The organism is Mesorhizobium sp. M0058 (genome assembly GCF_040323095.1).
Taxonomy (GTDB): Bacteria; Pseudomonadota; Alphaproteobacteria; order Rhizobiales; family Rhizobiaceae; genus Mesorhizobium.
In genome coordinates, this window is sequence record NZ_JAMYUQ010000017.1 from 105,026 (window position 1) to 122,142 (window position 17,117).

Consider the following 17,117-nt stretch of genomic DNA (forward strand, 5'->3'; position numbering starts at 1 on the left):
GTATGGCGAGGCCGGGCTGCAGGAGGTACGCTCGGCCGCGCTTTTGCCAGAGGCCAAAGTTTGCTCACCATCTACAACTTTATCAGGACTTGATAGCAGGAGTTTAGGCCCTACGCTAAGATCATGGACACGCTTACCCCCAAGGAACGCAGCCGCCGAATGTCCCTTATTCGGAGCAAGGATACAAAGCCTGAGGTCCAGCTTCGGTCCATGCTACATGCTGAAGGCTACCGCTTCCGCCTCCATCGCCGTGACCTCCCGGGTGCTCCCGACATCGTATTTCCATCGCGTCGCAAGGCGATCTTGGTTCACGGCTGCTTCTGGCATGCTCATGAAGGTTGCAAAACAGCCAACATCCCCAAGACGCGAACAGACTATTGGCAACTCAAGTTCGCAAGGAACAAAGCTCGTGATATGGAGAATGAGAGCCGCTTGCATCATCTGGGTTGGCAAACTTTGGTGGTTTGGGAGTGCGAGATCAACGAGAAGGCCAAATTGCTAAGGACGGTCGTGGCCTTTCTGGGGTCAAAGAATTCACAATAGATATTAAAGGGACGGCGGGCCCGGCAATGACACAATGACCGAATTGCATTTCGATGTTATGTCCGGGCTCAAAAGAGTCCTTGGACGCGAATTGATAACGAACGACGAGGTGGCCGTCTTTGAGTTGGTAAAAAACTCTTTCGATGCCGCAGCTAAACAAGTTTACTTGTACTTTGGCGAAAACAACATTGTCATCGCCGATGATGGACGTGGGATGTCTTACGAGGACATCACAAACAAATGGCTTAGCGTCGCATATTCGGCCAAGCGCAACCCAGAGAATGACAGAGATTTTCGTGCATTGGCTGCCGCTCGCGGCCCCTTTGCTGGGAGTAAGGGGATCGGGCGTTTTTCGTCCGATCGCCTTGGCTCTGAAATCATTCTGCAAAGTCGCTCAGAAGCTACGCCAAATAAAATCGTCAATAGACTTACAACCTTCTGGGCACGGTTCGAAGAAAACGACCGTGAAAGGTTTGAAAACGTGCCTGTGGACTATGAGGCCACAGCGACTTTTGAACTCCCGCTTGAACTCTCAGCTTTCGCCAAGACATTAAGCAACGGCACGGTGCTGGAAATACGCGACCTGCGCCAAAAATGGGACCGCGAGGTTCTCAAGCGTCTCAAATCCGCGCTCGCCAAGCTGATCAATCCGTTCGGATCCGGAACGGACGGCTTTTCTATCCATATCGTCGCTCCAGCTGAGGAAATTGAAGACCAAAGGGCTATTGCCAAGGCGGTATCTCGAAGCGAAGAGCCCTCTGCACGCGATACCGTGAACGGCCGAGTCGGCAACTTCATATTTTCAGCACTGCGAGAGAAGACGACCTTTATCAGTGTTTGGATCAAAGATAGTCACATCTATACAAATTTAACTGACCGGGGGGAGCTTATATACGCTATCCGTGAACCCAACGATTTTGATCTTCTAGAAGGCGCCGAACTTCGCTGCGATATCTATTATCTAAATCAATCAGCTAAGATAACGTTCGCCCGCCGAGTGGGTTTGCCCTCCGTGCAGTTCGGCAACCTCTTTCTATTTAGAAACGGTTTTCGAGTCTTCCCAATTGGCGAACAAGACGATGATTGGTTTGGCTTCACTCGGCGCAAACAGCAGGGTTACAACCGCTTCCTTGGAACGCGTGAGATAATCGGCCGAGTTGACGTCAGCGGCGCAGAGGACAAATTTCAGGAGGCATCCAGCCGGAACCAAGGCCTGATCGACACGCCTGCTGTCCGTCAACTGCGCGATTTCGTGATGGATAACTGCCTCAGGCGGCTTGAGCGCTATGTTGTCCCAGTTTCATGGGTCGACAAGGGCGAATCACTCACCGACGATATATCTCGCCTGCTAACTGAGCCTGGAAAGGCGCGCGTAACAGCGGCGGTAGCTAATCTGGTGGATAATGAGAGCATTGAACTTCTCGACTACAGCCGCGAGCTAGTCAGTATCCTCAACGAGCGATCCGCAGAGTTCGAATCATCCATTGTTAGCCTTCGCACCATCGCCGAGAAAGTCAATGATAAGGCTCTCTTGTCGAAGGTCGCAGAGGCCGAAAAACGCTTCGATGAGTTGAAACGAGCAGAGGCAGAAGCACGCAAGGCCGCCGACGAACAGCGCGAAGCAGCGCGAGAAGCCGAAGCACGGGCAACGGCAGCTGAATCTGTTGCTGAAGAAGCTAAGGCCGAAGTCGAAACCGAGCGTCGACGTTCGCACTTTCTTGAATCGATAGTGGACCTTGACGCCGCCACGATCCTCAATTTGCACCATCAGGTTACCATCTATTCTGTTAATGCTGCGCAACAGATCGAAAACTTTCTTAACGACACCGCTCGCCAGAAGTCGATCCCGCGAGAGAACGTTCTTAAAGCCTTCGAGCAGATCGCCTATCTCAATGCAAAAGTCTACGCTATTACCCGTTTTGCTGCTCGGGCCGCGTTTAAACTTGAATCAGAGAAAATAACCACCGACATCGCCGGCTTCACGACGGATTACATCGAGGATATTGCAAAGCAATTTTCTAGCGCCCGAATGCGTATAGAAGTGGATAACACTCATACTGGCTTAGAGGCGACCTTCAATCCAATTGACATTTCGATCCTAGTAGACAATCTCATAAGCAATGCCCGTAAGGCTAGGGCTAATTTAATTACCTTCGAATTAACGCCTATTGGAAAGACTGGCTTGCAAATTAGCGTCTCCGACAACGGCCGAGGTATTCCAGCATCTGTCGATAAGTCGCGGATCTTCGAGATGGGATACACGACAACTCATGGTTCCGGCCTTGGCCTCTACCACGTTCGTCAGATTCTAGGCGAAATGGGAGGTACTATTGAGTTGGCAGAGGCTGAAAAGGGTACGAGTTTTGTACTCAAAATCGTTCCCCCGAAGCGGAAATCCGAATGAGGCTCGACTTCAACGTTCTATGGGTCGATGACCAGCCTGGCCAGTTAAAGGACCAACTGAAGGCCATCGGCACTCGAATGCGAGATCAAGGCTTTGATTTTGTCGCGAAAACGACTCAGTCACTGGATGAAGTCAGAGCTCAGGTTCGTGATGATGTATTCGTCGATGAAGTCGACCTGATTCTTGTTGACTGGGACTTAGGCGCGAACCTAAGAGGCCAGCAGGTGATTGCAGAAATACGAGAGACAATCCCCTATAAAGATGTGATTTTCTACTCCTCCTACACTGATGTCACTCAATTGCGGAAGCACGCCTACGAGGCCGGAGCTGAGGGTGTTTACTGCGCCAGCAAGAACGCCCTTATTGACGAGGTTATGGCGGTCTTCGAGACGTTGGTGAAGAAGGTCCTTGACCTAGACCACACTCGCGGCATCGTAATGGGTGCAACCAGCGACATAGATCAAATGGTGGTGGAATGTCTGTCGGGCATCAACGAGAGGGCTGGGGAACCTGACCAGAGGGCGCTATTGGAAAAGGCCAAGAAAATTGTTCTGAACAGGATTGAGGAACTCGGAGATAAGGCCAAAGAGTTGGACGCTGCAGCTAGCATAGCTGTGATACTTCAAGCGCATGCACTTTTTGGAGCAAATGATCGTCTTCGCGTGCTTAGCACCGCACTGAAAATCAAAGACTACGATGACCATGATTCGTTGCGAGGCGGCCTAGCAAATTATATCTCTAAGGTAGTCCCGATGCGGAATGAATTAGGCCATTTGGTATTAATCCCTGCAGGGAAGCCCTCGACCTTCGCAACTATCGGCGGGAAAGAGGTCGGCCTTGAGGACATGCGCGGACTGCGTCGAGCCTTACTGGATTTACGCGCCGATTTTCGCAAGCTCCGGGACAGCATCAAGCTCTCCTGATAGGCTTTTTGCCGATAGATTCGCCTGCAGAATCTTAGCTATTACTGTTCCAATCGCTCGGCCGGCAAGAGGCGGGACTGCATTTGCAACCTGAGTATATCGAGGGACCTCATGCCGCCGTCTCTTCCCCCCCGTTGTGTATTTGCCTTTAAAGGCAAACCAATCTGGAAATGACTGCAGTCTAGCGTTTTCCCGCACAGTCAGTATCCTCGGTTCTTTATAGTGTATCAGGTCATCCGGCATACTTGTAATAGTCGGAGACGGACGGTCTGGGTCAAGAACCCGTAGCGCTCTCTTCTTCAATCCGAACTTTTGGCGCAAACTCTCGCTAATACTGATGTTTAAGCGTCCTTCCGCGCGACATAGTTCTATAAGCTCTGCAAATCGACCCAAGACTGCCTTGCTATGCCGTGCCAACCGCAAGTCACCTGGGCCGGATTCAGTCGCCATCAGGCGCTGGTATTTCGTGCGCGGCCCAACATAGTTGATTTCAGTGAATCCAGCACTCTCCGAGGATGCTTGTTCCCCGCATCTTGAGATCTCAAGATCCGAGATCGCGGCCCAAGATGAAACTGGCGCTTGCAATCCAAGGGCCCGAAGAAAACCTGGAAGCATCTTGCTAAGCTCGTTAAATGGCTCTCCGACTTTCAGGCCTTTTCTAAACGCCAGGACGAAATAACGAACGCGATTTTGCGGCACGCCGAAGGACGACAGATTAAGCAGGGCATCCTTCACCTGATACTCATCGGAGAGCGCCTCAGTGAGCATGGAAGAATAGTTGTCTTTGGCTGATGCACTCTGAAAATCTACTGTAAAACCCCTCACGTTCTCGATCAGCACCGCCCTCGGCTTCACCATATCCACGAGTTTCAGATAGGATTTGAAAAGCTGGTTGCGAGGATCATTGACCCGCCGCCGGCCCGCCGATGAAAATCCTTGGCATGGAGGCCCGCCAGCGAGAACGTCGATCATACCCTCTAGGCCCGCGAGTTCCGCCTCGTGGCTCTCCATCAACTCCTCTATTCCGATAGCCTCCTTGGGCAGCCATGGCGGCCACTGGAACTTGTACACCGAGTTGGGTGCCAGAAAATTCGCTTCGAATGTTTCGAAAGCTGACTCGTTTCGTTCGATCGCAAAAAGTCCCCGCAATCCTGCTTGCGAGAGTCCGAGAGATAGTCCCCCACAGCCAGAAAAAACGTCAATAAATTGCAACTTTTGCTCTTCTCTTTCGGACATGGCCACCCACAAAATTGAGCTATGTACATGAAAGGTATGAATGAATCCTGTCCAATGCACAAACTCCAAACGAGGTCAAGGATTCGCGCATGGTAGCCTACAAATGCTTCTCGCATAAGAACATATCGAGAACAAATATACAATTTTTTTGGTGATAGGGTGTTCCAGATTATTCTCCCACGAGTCCAACCTTCAACAGCTTCATTACCGACGACAGCCCTCTCCGGACTTTTCATCAGGCCCTTCATCGAGCCGTCAGCGCTTGCAAATCTCCCCCCAAATGCCATCTAGATCTCAGGCGCACCGCCGGTGCGCCGGCATCCACGGGAGCATTCACTTGACACAGCGAAGCGGCAGTGCGGACTTGCCGCTGCATGGCGGGCGGGTTCCGAAATGGCTGGGCGATCGCATGACGCGGCTGGGTGCGGTGTTGTGCGAGGCGATCATCCATCACTATGGCCGCGACGAGCTGTTGCGGCGGCTGGCGCATCCGTTCTGGTTCCAGTCCTTCGGCGCCGTCATGGGCATGGACTGGCACTCCTCAGGCATCACCACCTCGGTCGTCGGCGCGCTGAAGCGCGGGCTGAACCCGATGTCGCGGGAGCTCGGCATCCATGTCTGCGGCGGGCGCGGCGCGCATTCGCGCAAGACGCCGCAGGAGCTGATGGCGATCGGCGAGCGCGTCGGCATCGATGGTGCGGCGCTTGCCACCGCCAGCCGCTTGGTCGCCAAGGTGGACAGTGCGGCCGTGCAGGACGGTTTCGACCTCTATCTGCACGGCTTCATCGTCACCGACGACAGCCGCTGGGTGGTGGTGCAGCAAGGCATGAACGGCGACAGCCGCCAGGCGCGGCGCTATCACTGGCTGTCGGAAGGGCTGACAAGCTTCGTCGACCAGCCGCATGCGGCGATCGAGGGCGAGCGGCAGGGCGAGATCGTCAACCTGACCGACCATCGCGCCGCGCCGTCACGTAGCGGCCAGATCGACCTGTTGAAGACCATGAGCCCGGAACGGATCCTCGACGAGCTTGCCGTGCTGGAGCCGCCGCCGAAAGCAGCGCCTGCGAAACCGGCGGCGCAGCCGATGCTGCCCAATCTGGTGATGCCGGCGCATCACGACGTGCGCGAGAGCGACATCGTCATGCACCGGCTGCACGGCAACATTTCCGCCGCCATCGAAAGCGGGCCGGCCGATTTTCCCGAGCTGCTGCTGGTGCCCGGCGTCGGCGCGCGCACGGTGCGGGCGCTGGCCATGGTGGCGGAAGTGGTGCATGGCGCGCCCTGCCGCTTCTCCGATCCGGCGCGCTTCTCGCTCGCCCATGGCGGCAAGGACCGCCACCCCTTCCCGGTGCCGCTGAAAGTCTATGACGAGACGATCGCGGTGCTGAAATCGGCCGTCGGCAAGGCCAAGCTCGGCCGCGAGGAAGAGCTCGGCGCGCTGCAGCGGCTGGATGGCGAAGCGCGGCGGCTGGAGCGCTACGTCACCGGGCCAAGCCTTAAGGAGATCGTCGCCGGCGAGTTCGACCAGTCGCATCTGCTTGGCGGGCGCAGTGTGTTCGGGTGGGAGGGGGCGGCGGAAAGCGACGACGGTTCAGACAGGGGCCGCCAGTAGCTGCCTGTCCATCATGCAGAGATAGTGCGCGGCCCATAGAAACACGTGCTCGGCTTGTTTTGATAATGCTTGCAAAGACCCATTTCTCAAGTGATGCTCTGCCAGGCGAGGCTCGGCATGAAGACATTCGCATGGACGTTGGTTTTCGTGCTGCTGGCGATTGGCGGCGCGATCGCCCAAACGACGCCTGAGCCTGCCATACTGGCATATACACCGCCGATGCACTTCGTCGTTGTACGCAACAGCACGCCAGGATGCGAGCCGACATGCCCGGAATGGATTTCGGCGGAAGGTCACATCGTGGCCGGCACGCCAGCTTTGCTGAAGGCTTTGCTGAAAAAACTCGGCCCCCGCAAATTGCCTTTGGCGTTGAATTCCCCGGGCGGCGAGACCGATGCGGCGATGGCGCTTGGCCATATGATCCGCGCCAGCGGGCTCGACACGATGGTTGGCAAGACGGAGTTCTCCGAATGCGCGCCAGACACAAAAGCCTGCGGGCCGGGCGACCTCCGCTTCGGCGTCGCCAACCCCGTCGGCGCAGTCTGTTCGTCAGCTTGTACGATGGTTCTTGCGGGCGGCGTACGGCGCCTGGCAGACAGCCGCGCCTTTGTCGGCATTCACCGGATCATGCTGCCGGCCGCCAAGAAAATCCACGGCAAGAAGACCATCGTCCTCGTTCCGATACCCAAATGGTATGAACGCAAGGTCGACAGCTATTTCACCGAGATGAAAGCAGGTTCGTGGATCGTATCGGCCATGCAAAAAATACCCGACGACAGCATACGATACCTCGTGACATACGAACTTTTGGACCTGAATCTGATAACCGAAACCGGTCACGGCGACACGCGCACCTCCATCGATATCTGCAAGACCACGCCGCCGGCGGGCAACTGCCGAACGGTCAGGCAATAGGAATAGCGGGCCACGTAGGTCGTCGAAGCGCCTGTTTCTCAACAGCAACCCTTCACTTTACGCTGCGCCCTTCAACAGGTCTTCCGGCCGGCCCTCGATGAGCGCAGCAATATAGCTTTCCAGGCTGGTCGTGCCGCGCTCCGGGTTTTCCGGCTGCATCGGCTTGTCCAGCGTGGCCCCGGTCATGCGGGCATAGGACTCGGCCGCCGCTTTGGAGAAGCCTAGTTTTTCGTAGGTTTCTGTCCAGCGCTCCCGCGGCACCGTGACCACGCGCACGTTTTTGCGCAACGCCGCACTGAAGGCTGCGGCGACATCGGCGGCGGAGTAGCGCCGAGGACCCTCGATATAGTGCGTGCCGGTCTTGTCCGCCGGCTCCAGCAGACGTCTCGCCGCAGCCTCGCCGAGATCCTGCGGCGCCACCATCGGCAGCTCGAAATCCGCCGGGAAGAAGGAGGTGATGACGCCGTCGCGCCGCGCCGTCTCCAGGGCCTGATCCCAGTTGCTCATGTAATAGGCGGCGCGGTTGATGCTTGCCGGAATGGCCTGGGCCTTCAGCTTCTGCTCGAGGCCGTAAAGGACGGTGAGATCGCCGACACCCTCGCCGGCCTGCGCGCCATAGGTCGATTCCGCTACCACTTTTTCGAGGCCGGACCCCTCCAGTGCCGTCGCAATGGCGCCAACCGTCTTGCGCTCCTCGGCGTCGGTGTCGGTCGATGGATCGGCCGGCGGGTTGAGCAGAAACGCCCGCTTGCCGCGCCGCAAGACTTCACGCAGCGCCTCGACATCGAGCACATCGGCAACCGCGGCCTCCGCGCCCTGTTCAACCAACCATGCGGCCTTCGACTCGTCGCGCGTCACCACCGTGACATCCTCGCCCTGCCGCAACAGCGCCATTGCCGCCGCCGAGCCGACATGGCCGGTACCTCCAAGAATGACATGCATGGTCTCGTCCTTCCCTTGCTGATTCATGCCGGATTAATGGCTGGGGCGGCGAAGGGTTCAAAAATCGGGGGACGATGCTGACAGGAGGTGACGCTGACTTTCCTCGCAATGCACGGCGCAGGGGTCGTTCGCATCTTGCAAAATTATGGAACGAGGTCGTGTCCAGCGAGTTATATTAGCGCAACCTTGAATAGGAGGCAGCTATGAGAAAGCTCCTGCTTGCTTCGGCTATCGCTATCACTGCGGCGGCGGCGATGATCGCCCCGGCGAATGCCGGCGGGCGCGTCGTGATCGGCATCGGCAACGGCTACTATGACGATGACTACAATGACAGCTATGGCGACTATTACGATCGCTACGCTCCTCGCCCCTACTACCAGTATGATGCCTACGATAACGGCTTCAGGTACCACAGGTATCACAGGCACCATCGCCATTGCCGTATAGAGTTGGTCAAGCATTGGCGCCATCATCACAGGATCGTCGAGGAAATTCGCGTTTGCGAACGGTGATCCGATAGGGTGAAACCGGTCGGCCGGCATCTGCCGGCCGGCCGCTTCCTGCGCGGCTGCCGGCCTTATCGCGGCTTCCGCATCAGCATCATCCCGTAACCCACGGCCAAAAGGTCGAGCCCGACCTTCAACAGCTTCACCACCACATCTCGTCCCTCGCCGGTGCGTTCGGCGAGCGCCTTCACCGACTGGCCTTCGAGGCAGATCTGGCGGACCACTTCCGCCACTTCCCAGTGGGCCAGGGCGGCGACGGCGTGAGCATGAGCGCGGCCGTCGTTGAGCACGCGGTCGGGGATGCCGCCATTGATGCGGCCGCCGTCGATGCGCTCTTCCCACGGCATCGGCCGCAGCCCGTCACGCGAGGCGCGCTCGAAATCGTCGCGAAACCGCTGGCCGGCCTCGCGCTGCTGGCGGGTCAGCGAGGTGATGCCGACCAGCGGATCGACATTGCGCACCCGCACGATGCCGCCGGTCGCGGTGTAGCCGTCATTGGAGACCTCGTAGACGCGCCGCGCCTCTTCGGTGCCGACGCTCAACCGCTTGCGGCCGAAGCGATCGTCCTTCAGCGCGAAATCATGGCCGATCTCGCGGCGGATGCGCACCTGCTCGGCTTCGCCCGCAGGCAATTTCGGCGGTTTGGCTTTCTGCGCGGTTTTTTTGCTCATCGGGGGATCCTTGTGGGATTGGGTTGTTGAGCCGGAAGGTTGGCGTTCCTTCGCGCCCCCCTCTGCCCTGCCGGGCATCTCCCCCACTTGGGGGGAGATTGGCAGTTTCGGCGGCTGCGCCTCTGCAACGTTGGCAATTGGCGAAATCGGCGGCGATATCCGATCGCCCCCCTCGTGGGGGTTGAGGAGTGGTCCGCGAAGCGGACGGAAAGCCAATTGCTTGGCTTTCCGAGCGACGAACGTCCGGCAGAACAGAGGGGGGCGCTGTCCCGCCGGCTTTCGATCATTGGTGGGGTCGTCCGGAGGCGAGGAACGGAGCCCAGCCGCTCACACCACCTCCGCCACAGGTCGGTGGAAACGCGTCTGATGATATTCGCAGTAGCTTTTCAGCGCCCTTGTGCGCAGGCCGCAGCACAGCATCTCGAGCCCCGGCCGACTGCCGGGAGCATCGTTGTCGGGGTCTTCCTCCAGCGTCAGGTCGAGCGGCGCGCGGCAGCGGTCGAACAGGCAGTCGATGAAGCGCATGGCGGCGACATGCGGCTGACGCCCGAGCGAGGCAGGGCGCGGCGCCGGCATATTGAAGCGGTAGATTTCGCCGTCCACCACCAGCCGTCCTTCGCCCGGGATCGAGGGCGCCGGACGGGCTGGCAACAGAGGCCTGGCCGATGGCTGACGGCTCGGTTTGGCGGCCGGTTTGACCGGCGCGGCCTGCTTCGAAACTCCTACTTCCCTTACGAGCTTGCTTGGCTGCGCCGGCGGATTCCTCTTGGCGGTATTCTCGTTTGCCGCAGTCTTCCCCGTCGCATTCTTCCTCGGTCGGCCGCCGGACCTGCCGCCTCTGGGGTTGGCGAAGCCGATGGTCTTCAACGCGCTGTTGCGGTGGACGATGCCGATGATGGCATTGCGCGAGACCGGACTGCCGCGCAGCGCCGTGAAGCGGACGGCGATCCCTGTGGCCGACAGGCCATCCCTCAGCCAGACGGCGATCTCCTGCAATTCGGTGTCGGTATAGGCAGTCATGTCGGTATCCATTGATTGCGCGCGCAAAGGCGGAGCGCCGGCCCGAGGGCCTACGGGAAAAAATCAGAGCGGATGGTCGGTGCGGTCAGCCGATACTGGCGGCCGGCAGCGAGTCGGCGAGATGCCGCAAGGCGGCTTCGGCGGCAGCTTTGGTGAGGGCGGAAACTGCCCTGCCCGTCAGCCGGTCGAACAGGATGACGGTGCCGTCTTCCGTGCGGATGCAGGAAAGGCCCTGCCCGCCGGAAACAGCCCTTGGCGCACTGGCGGCGCCATGGGCTGAAGAGGTGGCCGGAGCCGGGAGAGGAGCGGCTCCGGCCGTTCCGGTCGATCGGGGGGACGACGGTTCGACCGGATCCGGGGCAGAAGCCCCGGTTTGCGTCCGGACCGGGGAGGAGGACAGCCCGGACGATGGGAGAAAGCTGAGGATGTCTGCGGAAACGCTTGCGATTTGTTCGATCATGCGCTAAGCGTACGATATGTACGAAACGTACGCAAGCGAAATCGTACATATTGGACGATAAATTTCAGGCAATTTGTACGATGCAGGAACCGAGGCACAGATTGCAGCAGGCGCGGGCGGAGGCGGGCTATGCCTCGCCGAGCGACGCTGCGCGGGCATTGCGCGACATCAACAAGAACACGCTGATCAGTCACGAGAACGGTAACCGGCCGCTGTCGCGCAAGGCGGCGGAGAAATACGGCCGCCTGTTCGGCGTCGATCCCGGCTGGCTCTTGTTCAACGGTGACGGCGGCAGCCTTGCGGGGGGCCATTTCGGCTTTGACGAGTCGGGCCGGCAGATCCCGATGCCGTCGCTGGCCACCGTCGATGTGCCCATCGTCTCATGGATCAGCGCCGGCGAACTCGGCAGCCAGGACATGGTGGTCAATCTCAGCGACTATCCGACCATCCCCACCACCGATCTGGAGCAGGGCCAATGGATTGCTCTGCGCGTCGACGGCCCGTCGATGAACAAGATCTCGCCACCGGATTCGATCATCTTCGTCAACCTCAGGGACAAGCGGCTGGTGACCAATGGCTGCTACGTCATTTCGGACGAATCCGGCCAGGCCACCTACAAGCGTTACCGCCCCAACGAGAACCCGCCCTTCCAGCCGGCCTCCTACATGGACATCCCGCCGCCGGCGCTGGAAGGCGCCATCACCATCATCGGCCGGGTGAAGCGCTCGATGATCGATATGTGAGGGAGAAGGCGGTGAGGCGCAATCTCCCGCCTCGAGGGGGAGATGGCCGGCAGGCCAGAGGGGGTCGCCGCGCGTAAGGCGCTGACGTCCTCTGTCCGCGATAGGAAGTCGCGTCAGGACGTACCGACCCCCTCTGTCGCCTTCGGCGACATCTCCCCCTTGAGGGGGGAGATTACGCGCCCAAAAACTCGTTCGTGAAATACGCTCCAAAATCCGGCTTCTCCTTCAGAACCTTGCCATCGCCATCGAGCAATATGCCGGCCCTGAAGAGGTAGGTTCCGATCGCCTCGATCTTGGCCTTGTCGACGGTGCCGATGACGCCGGCATGGCTTCTGAGGAAGTGCCCGTCGACGAGCATCTTCAGCGAAGCGTGGATCAGCGCCGGGTCGGTCAGCGCGTCCTTGTTGGACGCGATCAGCAGGTCGCCAGCCTCCTGCGGGTGATCGCAGGCAAACTGGTAGCCGCGCCGCGTTGCCTCGACGAAGGCCGATGCGGCCTTCGGGTTTGCCTGGAGATATGCATTGCTGGAGGCGATCAAGGTGGTGTGCTCGTCGGGCACGCCGTAGTCGGCGTAGCGGAAGCCGCGCTGCCTGACGCCTTTCAGCTCCGCATCGACGCCTTCCCAGGTCGAGACCTCCAGCGTGAAGTCGACCGAGCCGTTGGCCAGCGCCTCATAGGCCGAAGTGCCTAATGTCACCGTCTCGAAAACGCCCTTGCCGCCATCGTGGCGGATGATGGTCGAGATCAGCGTGTTTTCCCAGGCGCTGCCGAAGCCGCCATAGGTCAGGCCGTCAAGGTTTTTCGGGCCTTTGATCTCACTACGGTCCGCGTTGAAGACCAGCTGTCCGGTCTCCTGCTGGACCACGGCGTAGACCGCCTTGAGATCGGCGCCGGCAGCCCGCTGGGTGAACAGGCCGACGCCGGCAATGCCGAAATCGGCGATGCGGTTGGCGACCAGCGTGCCGGCGCCGGTATCGCCATAGGGCAGGATCTCAACATCGAGCCCAGCCTCGTTGTAGAATCCTTTGTCGCGGGCAACGAACAGGCCGACATGGTTGGTGTTGACCGTCCAGTCGAGCGCGACGGTGATTTTTTGCGCAGCCGCATGAGCGCGCGAGGCCAGCGGCAATCCGGCGGCCAGCGTCAGCAGCAAAGCCTGCCGGCGTGTGAATTCGGTCATGAAAAACTCCTTTGAGCGGTCTGCGGAAACAAGCCCCGGTCAGTCCCGGGATTGAGCAGCGTGTCGAGGATGTCGGCTTCGAGCGCGGCGGCCTGGCGCGCGGCATCGCTGCCGGTGGTGCGCGGGCGCGGCAGCGGCACGGCAATCTCGCCGATGATGCGGGCCGGCCGCGCCGACATCAGATAGATTCGATCGGAGAGGTAGACGGCTTCGCGCACGTCATGGGTGATCAGCAGCGCGGTCCAGCGGTGGCGCTGCCACATGCCTTCCAGCCAGCGCTGCATACCCGCGCGGGTCAGTGCATCCAGCGCGCCAAAGGGCTCGTCGAGCAGCAGCATGTCGCGCTGCTGCACCACGGTGCGCAAAAGGGCGGCGCGCTGGCGCATGCCGCCGGAAAGCTCGGCCGGCCAGGCGCGCTCGAAACCGGCAAGGCCGAACTCAGCGAACAATGGCGCAACGGACGCGCGCGCCTCGCGGCGCTTCATGCCCTGCACCTCCAGCCCCAGCGTCACATTGTCGATGACGCGTCGCCACGGCATCAGCGCGTCGCGCTGCGGCATGAAGGCGAAGGGGCTGCCCTGCAATGGTGCGCCGTCGAAGCGCATGTCGCCCTCGCCTTTCAGCGCGCCGGTCAGCAACTGGAACAGCGTCGACTTGCCGGCGCCGGAAGGGCCGAGGATGGAGACGAACTCGCCGGCCGCGACATGAAGCGAAATGCCGGCGAGCACCTCAAGCGCGCCGAAGTTCTTCCTGATGTCCCGGAGTTCGAGCCGCGTCATTGACGGTTCTCTTCTGCAGCTTCAACCTTGCCGTCGCGGCTTTCGCTCCCTGCATTCTCCCAAGGCATGGCGAAGCGCTGGACGAGCACCGCAATGGCGAACAAGACAAGCGTGAGCGCGGCGCTGACGGCGACCGCGGCGAGCACCAGATCGGGCCGAAAGTTGTTCTTGGCATTGAGCATGTAGATGCCCAGCCCCTTCGCCGCCCCCGCATATTCGGCGAAGATCGCGCCGACGACGGCGTAGGTGATGGAGATGCGCAGCCCGGCGAAGAAATAGGGCAGCGCCGAAGGCAGGCGCGCCAGCCAGAAGATGCGCCAGCGCCCTGCCCCCATGGTGGCGAGCATCTGCGAAATCGCCTTGCTGGTCGCGGCAAAACCCTCGACCAGCGCCACCATCATCGGGAAGAAGGTAACGAGCGCCACAAGCAAGATTTTTGGCATCAGCCCGAAGCCGAACCACAGCACGATGAGCGGCGCAATCGCGACCAGCGGCAAGGTCTGGCTGACGATCAGCAGCGGAAACAGCGCGCGGCGCAGCGGGGCCAAGAAATCGACCAGCGCCGAAAGCACGAAGGCAGCGACCAACGAGCAGGCGAAGCCGGCTGATGTGGCGCGGATGGTGGGCAGCGTGTTGTCGGCAAGGGCAGCGCGATGCTCCCAGGCCTGCTGCAGCACGCGCGACGGCGCCGGCAGCATGGTGGGCGCAGCGCCACCATAGCGGGCGTAGAGCTCCCACGCCGCGAGGAGCAGGGCGGAGGCGCAGGCGGCGGGGATGGTCTTGGCGATGGCTGCGGCTAATCTCCCCCCTCGAGGGGGGAGATTAGCCGAAGGCGACAGAGGGGGTCGTCTCGCATAGAGCGCCCACGCCTTGCCGATGCGAAAAGGACGTCGGCGCTCCACGCGCTGGGACCCCCTCTGGCCTGCCGGCCATCTCCTGCTCGAGGGGGGAGATTCGTGGGCATCGCGGTCTTCGCCAATCGCCAATGGCTCCCCTCCTCTTTGTGCTGAGGGGTCAGAGGCATCTCCTCCACGCAATGGGTCAGATAAACCAGCCACGGCAATATCCTCAAGGAACGACGCTTGAGCCGCGGCTCAGACGGCGCTCGGGCTGTTCGCCGAGATCGTGATGTCGAGGGTGACGTGGCCGGCCCCGGGGCCGAAGCGGCAGAAGGCCTCGTTGAGCGTGGCAAACACCGCACCGGCATCGCCACGCAATTTGGTGCAGAAGTTCTTTGAGCGCTCAAAGACGCCGGACTGTTTCAGGAAATCGATGCAGCCGTAGATCTCGTCCATATGGTCGCCCGTGCCCATAACGTAGAGCGAGAACTGCGCCGCCACCGGCTGGCCGGTCGACGGCGTGGCCTGGACAGCGCGGATCGCGGCGATCTTGCGCTCGTCCAGCGGAATGGCGGGGCCGCCGGTCTCGTCGGAGCGGCAGATCGGATCGTCGGGCTCGCCCGGACAGCCGCGCGAGACCGCCGCCGAAAGCACACAGTGCTTGCCGCTTTTGGCCGCCGCGACGAACAGGTCGCGCATGGCGGGAAACAGCACCTCGGGCGGCCCGACCATAAGGGTCGAGATGTCATCGGTTTCGATCCGCAGCCGGTCGCGCCAGGGATCGAGCGCGCCGAGCGCGCCGAGGATGACGCCGACGAAATCGTCGGTCATGGGATAAAGGGAAATCTGTGCGCCTGAAAACATCGCCCGCCTCGCTCCGCTGGTATTATCCAGATCAGCTTTAGGGTCCGAAGGCTTGCCGCCCTCATCTCAGCCCCGACGATACGGAGCACCCCTGTGGATGGGCGGGTTAAAGCACCGTTCGCGGCATTGGGGAAGCCGTTTGTTGAGGCACTGCGGGAAAGTGTTTTGGGCCAGACGTGCCGGGCGCCCGGGCGTTAACAGACGACTCGTCAGTTCGTTGCGTTATCGTCCCAACCGTACGAAATTGGCTTGACGCTCGTTCGTACATAAAGTACGATCTCTCTTTTCGCAGAGAGGAATGTCCTTGAGCACAGCGAACCATGTTGCTTTCGCCGATCTCTCTCGTCCTTTGCTGTCACCCCCGTCGTTGCCGCCGCCTTTATTGCCGCCGCCTTTGTTGCCCTTGTCATTCGATCAGTGCCAACGCCTCGCCGGGGCCTGGCGAATGGCCAGCCAGGACATCGCCGACGACATCCGCTTCATCCGCCAATATTTGAAAGTCGTTGCCGAGAAGGACGAGAGGCTGTCGACCGGCACCCTTGTTCACAGCCGCGCCTATGTCGAGGCCTGCGCCGGCTGGCTGCCACAGACTGTAACGCGCTATCTGCGCCACCTGCGCCAGATCACCGAATGCGAACTGGCCATGACAGCTGCCGGGATTCGCTTTGCGCTGTCGAGTTATGCCTGGGAGGCATGAGGGGCGGCTGTCGCCAAACACAAGGAATTGCGCTGCCCGTCGCAGGCGCAATTCGTCAGGTTGAGAGGCTCGGGCGCGCCTGAACGGCGGGCGCCAAGGATGGCCCGGCCAGCGAATTCCGGCCTTGCTTTATTTCGACTGGCCTTATTTCTGGCCTTATTTCGATTTGGCTTTGCCGGACTTTGCGGCGGCAGGCTTCGCGGCCTTTGGCTTGGCGGCTGCCTTGGCGGGCTTGGCGTCAGCTTTCTTCGCCGCCTTTTTGGGCTTGGCGACCGCGCCATCGACTTCAGCCGTGGCCTGCTCCCAGTGTTCCTGATGCGCGCCTTCAGGCCGGCCGGCCTTTTCCCAGATCTCGTGCGCGCGCTGGCGAATGCGGTCCTGTTTGTCGTCCGTCACTTAAGCCTCCGTGGTTGGGTCCGGTCGGTTGGTCCAGATTCCACGAAAACATTAGCCGAAAATTCGGCCGGCGTCTTGAGTGACGAGACATCTCAGCGCGGGTCGGAAATCACCGCAACGCCGAGCAGCGCCGCTTTCTTGACGATCAGCCCCGCGAGGTCGGCATCCGAACGATCGGTGCCGGTGCGCTCCCGCAGGAGCGCGATCGCTTCCTTCATCGATAACAGCGCCGTGTTGCGCTCGGCCAGCAACTTGTCGCAACACGCCGCAACATTGGCGGAGTTCGGGGTCTCGACATGCGGCAACATGGCAATTCTCCTTTCATCATGTTCGTCATTCGGCCCTGCCGCCCTTTTGGGAAGAACGACAGGGCCGTATCACCGATGA

The 17,117-nt window shown here is 60.2% G+C and carries 19 protein-coding genes and 1 riboswitch; of the genes, 8 read left to right on the forward strand and 11 right to left on the reverse strand.

The window, feature by feature from the left end:
* The first annotated feature begins 123 nt into the window (after positions 1-123).
* Genes NKJ75_RS26585 through NKJ75_RS26595 form a run of 3 tightly spaced genes read left to right on the forward strand, consistent with a single transcriptional unit; the run spans position 124 to position 3,870 of the window.
* Positions 124-543, forward strand: coding sequence for a very short patch repair endonuclease (locus NKJ75_RS26585; RefSeq protein WP_352500381.1), 420 nt, complete (start codon positions 124-126; stop codon positions 541-543).
* A gap of 34 nt (positions 544-577) precedes the next feature.
* Positions 578-2,947, forward strand: a complete 2,370-nt coding sequence (locus tag NKJ75_RS26590; protein WP_352500382.1) for an ATP-binding protein — start codon at positions 578-580, stop codon at positions 2,945-2,947.
* Positions 2,944-3,870: a response regulator gene (locus NKJ75_RS26595; RefSeq protein ID WP_352500383.1), complete on the forward strand. Its 927-nt coding sequence runs from the start codon at positions 2,944-2,946 to the stop codon at positions 3,868-3,870. Before NKJ75_RS26590 ends, NKJ75_RS26595 begins: the two co-directional genes overlap by 4 nt.
* On the opposite strand, the gene NKJ75_RS26600 is transcribed toward NKJ75_RS26595, so the two are convergent.
* Positions 3,823-5,106: a DNA cytosine methyltransferase gene (locus NKJ75_RS26600; protein ID WP_352500384.1), complete on the reverse strand. Its 1,284-nt coding sequence runs from the start codon at positions 5,104-5,106 to the stop codon at positions 3,823-3,825. The genes NKJ75_RS26595 and NKJ75_RS26600 overlap by 48 nt on opposite strands.
* A 337-nt stretch (positions 5,107-5,443) precedes the next feature.
* On the opposite strand from NKJ75_RS26600, the gene NKJ75_RS26605 reads away from it, so the two are divergent.
* Positions 5,444-6,718 (forward strand): DUF763 domain-containing protein, encoded by a 1,275-nt coding sequence (locus NKJ75_RS26605; protein ID WP_023824439.1) that lies wholly within the window; start codon positions 5,444-5,446, stop codon positions 6,716-6,718.
* A gap of 147 nt (positions 6,719-6,865) precedes the next feature.
* Positions 6,866-7,633, forward strand: a complete 768-nt coding sequence (locus NKJ75_RS26610) for a COG3904 family protein (protein ID WP_155923295.1) — start codon at positions 6,866-6,868, stop codon at positions 7,631-7,633.
* A 57-nt stretch (positions 7,634-7,690) separates the two neighbouring features.
* Here the strand turns inward: NKJ75_RS26610 and NKJ75_RS26615 are convergent, their stop codons facing one another.
* Positions 7,691-8,575, reverse strand: a complete 885-nt coding sequence (locus tag NKJ75_RS26615) for an NmrA family NAD(P)-binding protein (protein ID WP_023814870.1) — start codon at positions 8,573-8,575, stop codon at positions 7,691-7,693.
* A 203-nt stretch (positions 8,576-8,778) separates the two neighbouring features.
* Between NKJ75_RS26615 and NKJ75_RS26620 the strand changes: the two genes are divergently transcribed.
* Complete coding sequence (locus NKJ75_RS26620; RefSeq protein WP_023693854.1) at positions 8,779-9,087, forward strand: hypothetical protein; 309 nt, start codon at positions 8,779-8,781, stop codon at positions 9,085-9,087.
* A gap of 65 nt (positions 9,088-9,152) precedes the next feature.
* Here the strand turns inward: NKJ75_RS26620 and NKJ75_RS26625 are convergent, their stop codons facing one another.
* The 3 genes from NKJ75_RS26625 to NKJ75_RS26635 form a co-directional block, all read right to left on the reverse strand.
* Positions 9,153-9,752, reverse strand: a complete 600-nt coding sequence (locus tag NKJ75_RS26625; RefSeq protein ID WP_352500385.1) for a DUF6456 domain-containing protein — start codon at positions 9,750-9,752, stop codon at positions 9,153-9,155.
* 327 nt (positions 9,753-10,079) lie between these two features.
* Positions 10,080-10,772, reverse strand: coding sequence for a GcrA cell cycle regulator (locus tag NKJ75_RS26630; protein WP_352500386.1), 693 nt, complete (start codon positions 10,770-10,772; stop codon positions 10,080-10,082).
* An 85-nt stretch (positions 10,773-10,857) separates the two neighbouring features.
* The gene (locus tag NKJ75_RS26635; protein ID WP_352500387.1) at positions 10,858-11,232 is read right to left on the reverse strand and encodes a hypothetical protein; all 375 of its coding nucleotides are present in this window, start codon (positions 11,230-11,232) and stop codon (positions 10,858-10,860) included.
* A gap of 80 nt (positions 11,233-11,312) precedes the next feature.
* On the opposite strand from NKJ75_RS26635, the gene NKJ75_RS26640 reads away from it, so the two are divergent.
* Complete coding sequence (locus NKJ75_RS26640; RefSeq protein ID WP_023672482.1) at positions 11,313-11,975, forward strand: LexA family transcriptional regulator; 663 nt, start codon at positions 11,313-11,315, stop codon at positions 11,973-11,975.
* Positions 11,976-12,147: 172 nt separating this feature from the next.
* Here NKJ75_RS26640 and NKJ75_RS26645 read toward each other — a convergent pair whose 3' ends face one another.
* The 4 genes from NKJ75_RS26645 to NKJ75_RS26660 all read right to left on the reverse strand — a co-directional run bounded on the left by NKJ75_RS26645 (position 12,148) and on the right by NKJ75_RS26660 (position 15,637).
* Complete coding sequence (locus tag NKJ75_RS26645; RefSeq protein ID WP_352500388.1) at positions 12,148-13,155, reverse strand: ABC transporter substrate-binding protein; 1,008 nt, start codon at positions 13,153-13,155, stop codon at positions 12,148-12,150.
* Complete coding sequence (locus NKJ75_RS26650) at positions 13,152-13,934, reverse strand: ABC transporter ATP-binding protein (protein WP_023705167.1); 783 nt, start codon at positions 13,932-13,934, stop codon at positions 13,152-13,154. The genes NKJ75_RS26645 and NKJ75_RS26650 overlap by 4 nt, the downstream gene beginning before the upstream one ends.
* A complete protein-coding gene (locus NKJ75_RS26655; protein WP_502903930.1) occupies positions 13,931-14,773 on the reverse strand; it encodes an ABC transporter permease in 843 nt (280 codons plus the stop codon). The genes NKJ75_RS26650 and NKJ75_RS26655 overlap by 4 nt, the downstream gene beginning before the upstream one ends.
* Before the next feature lie 255 nt (positions 14,774-15,028).
* Positions 15,029-15,637 (reverse strand): YkoF family thiamine/hydroxymethylpyrimidine-binding protein, encoded by a 609-nt coding sequence (locus NKJ75_RS26660; RefSeq protein WP_023670364.1) that lies wholly within the window; start codon positions 15,635-15,637, stop codon positions 15,029-15,031.
* A riboswitch (TPP riboswitch) is annotated at positions 15,628-15,740 on the reverse strand. Its footprint overlaps the gene before it by 10 nt.
* Before the next feature lie 342 nt (positions 15,741-16,082).
* On the opposite strand from NKJ75_RS26660, the gene NKJ75_RS26665 reads away from it, so the two are divergent.
* A complete protein-coding gene (locus tag NKJ75_RS26665) occupies positions 16,083-16,334 on the forward strand; it encodes a hypothetical protein (RefSeq protein ID WP_023684826.1) in 252 nt (83 codons plus the stop codon).
* Positions 16,335-16,490: 156 nt separating this feature from the next.
* On the opposite strand, the gene NKJ75_RS26670 is transcribed toward NKJ75_RS26665, so the two are convergent.
* Both NKJ75_RS26670 and NKJ75_RS26675 read right to left on the reverse strand, forming a co-directional pair.
* On the reverse strand, positions 16,491-16,730 hold the full coding sequence (locus NKJ75_RS26670; RefSeq protein WP_023684825.1) for a DUF2934 domain-containing protein: 240 nt from the start codon (positions 16,728-16,730) through the stop codon (positions 16,491-16,493).
* 92 nt (positions 16,731-16,822) lie between these two features.
* Positions 16,823-17,038, reverse strand: coding sequence for a hypothetical protein (locus NKJ75_RS26675; protein ID WP_023670360.1), 216 nt, complete (start codon positions 17,036-17,038; stop codon positions 16,823-16,825).
* Positions 17,039-17,117: the final 79 nt, after the last annotated feature.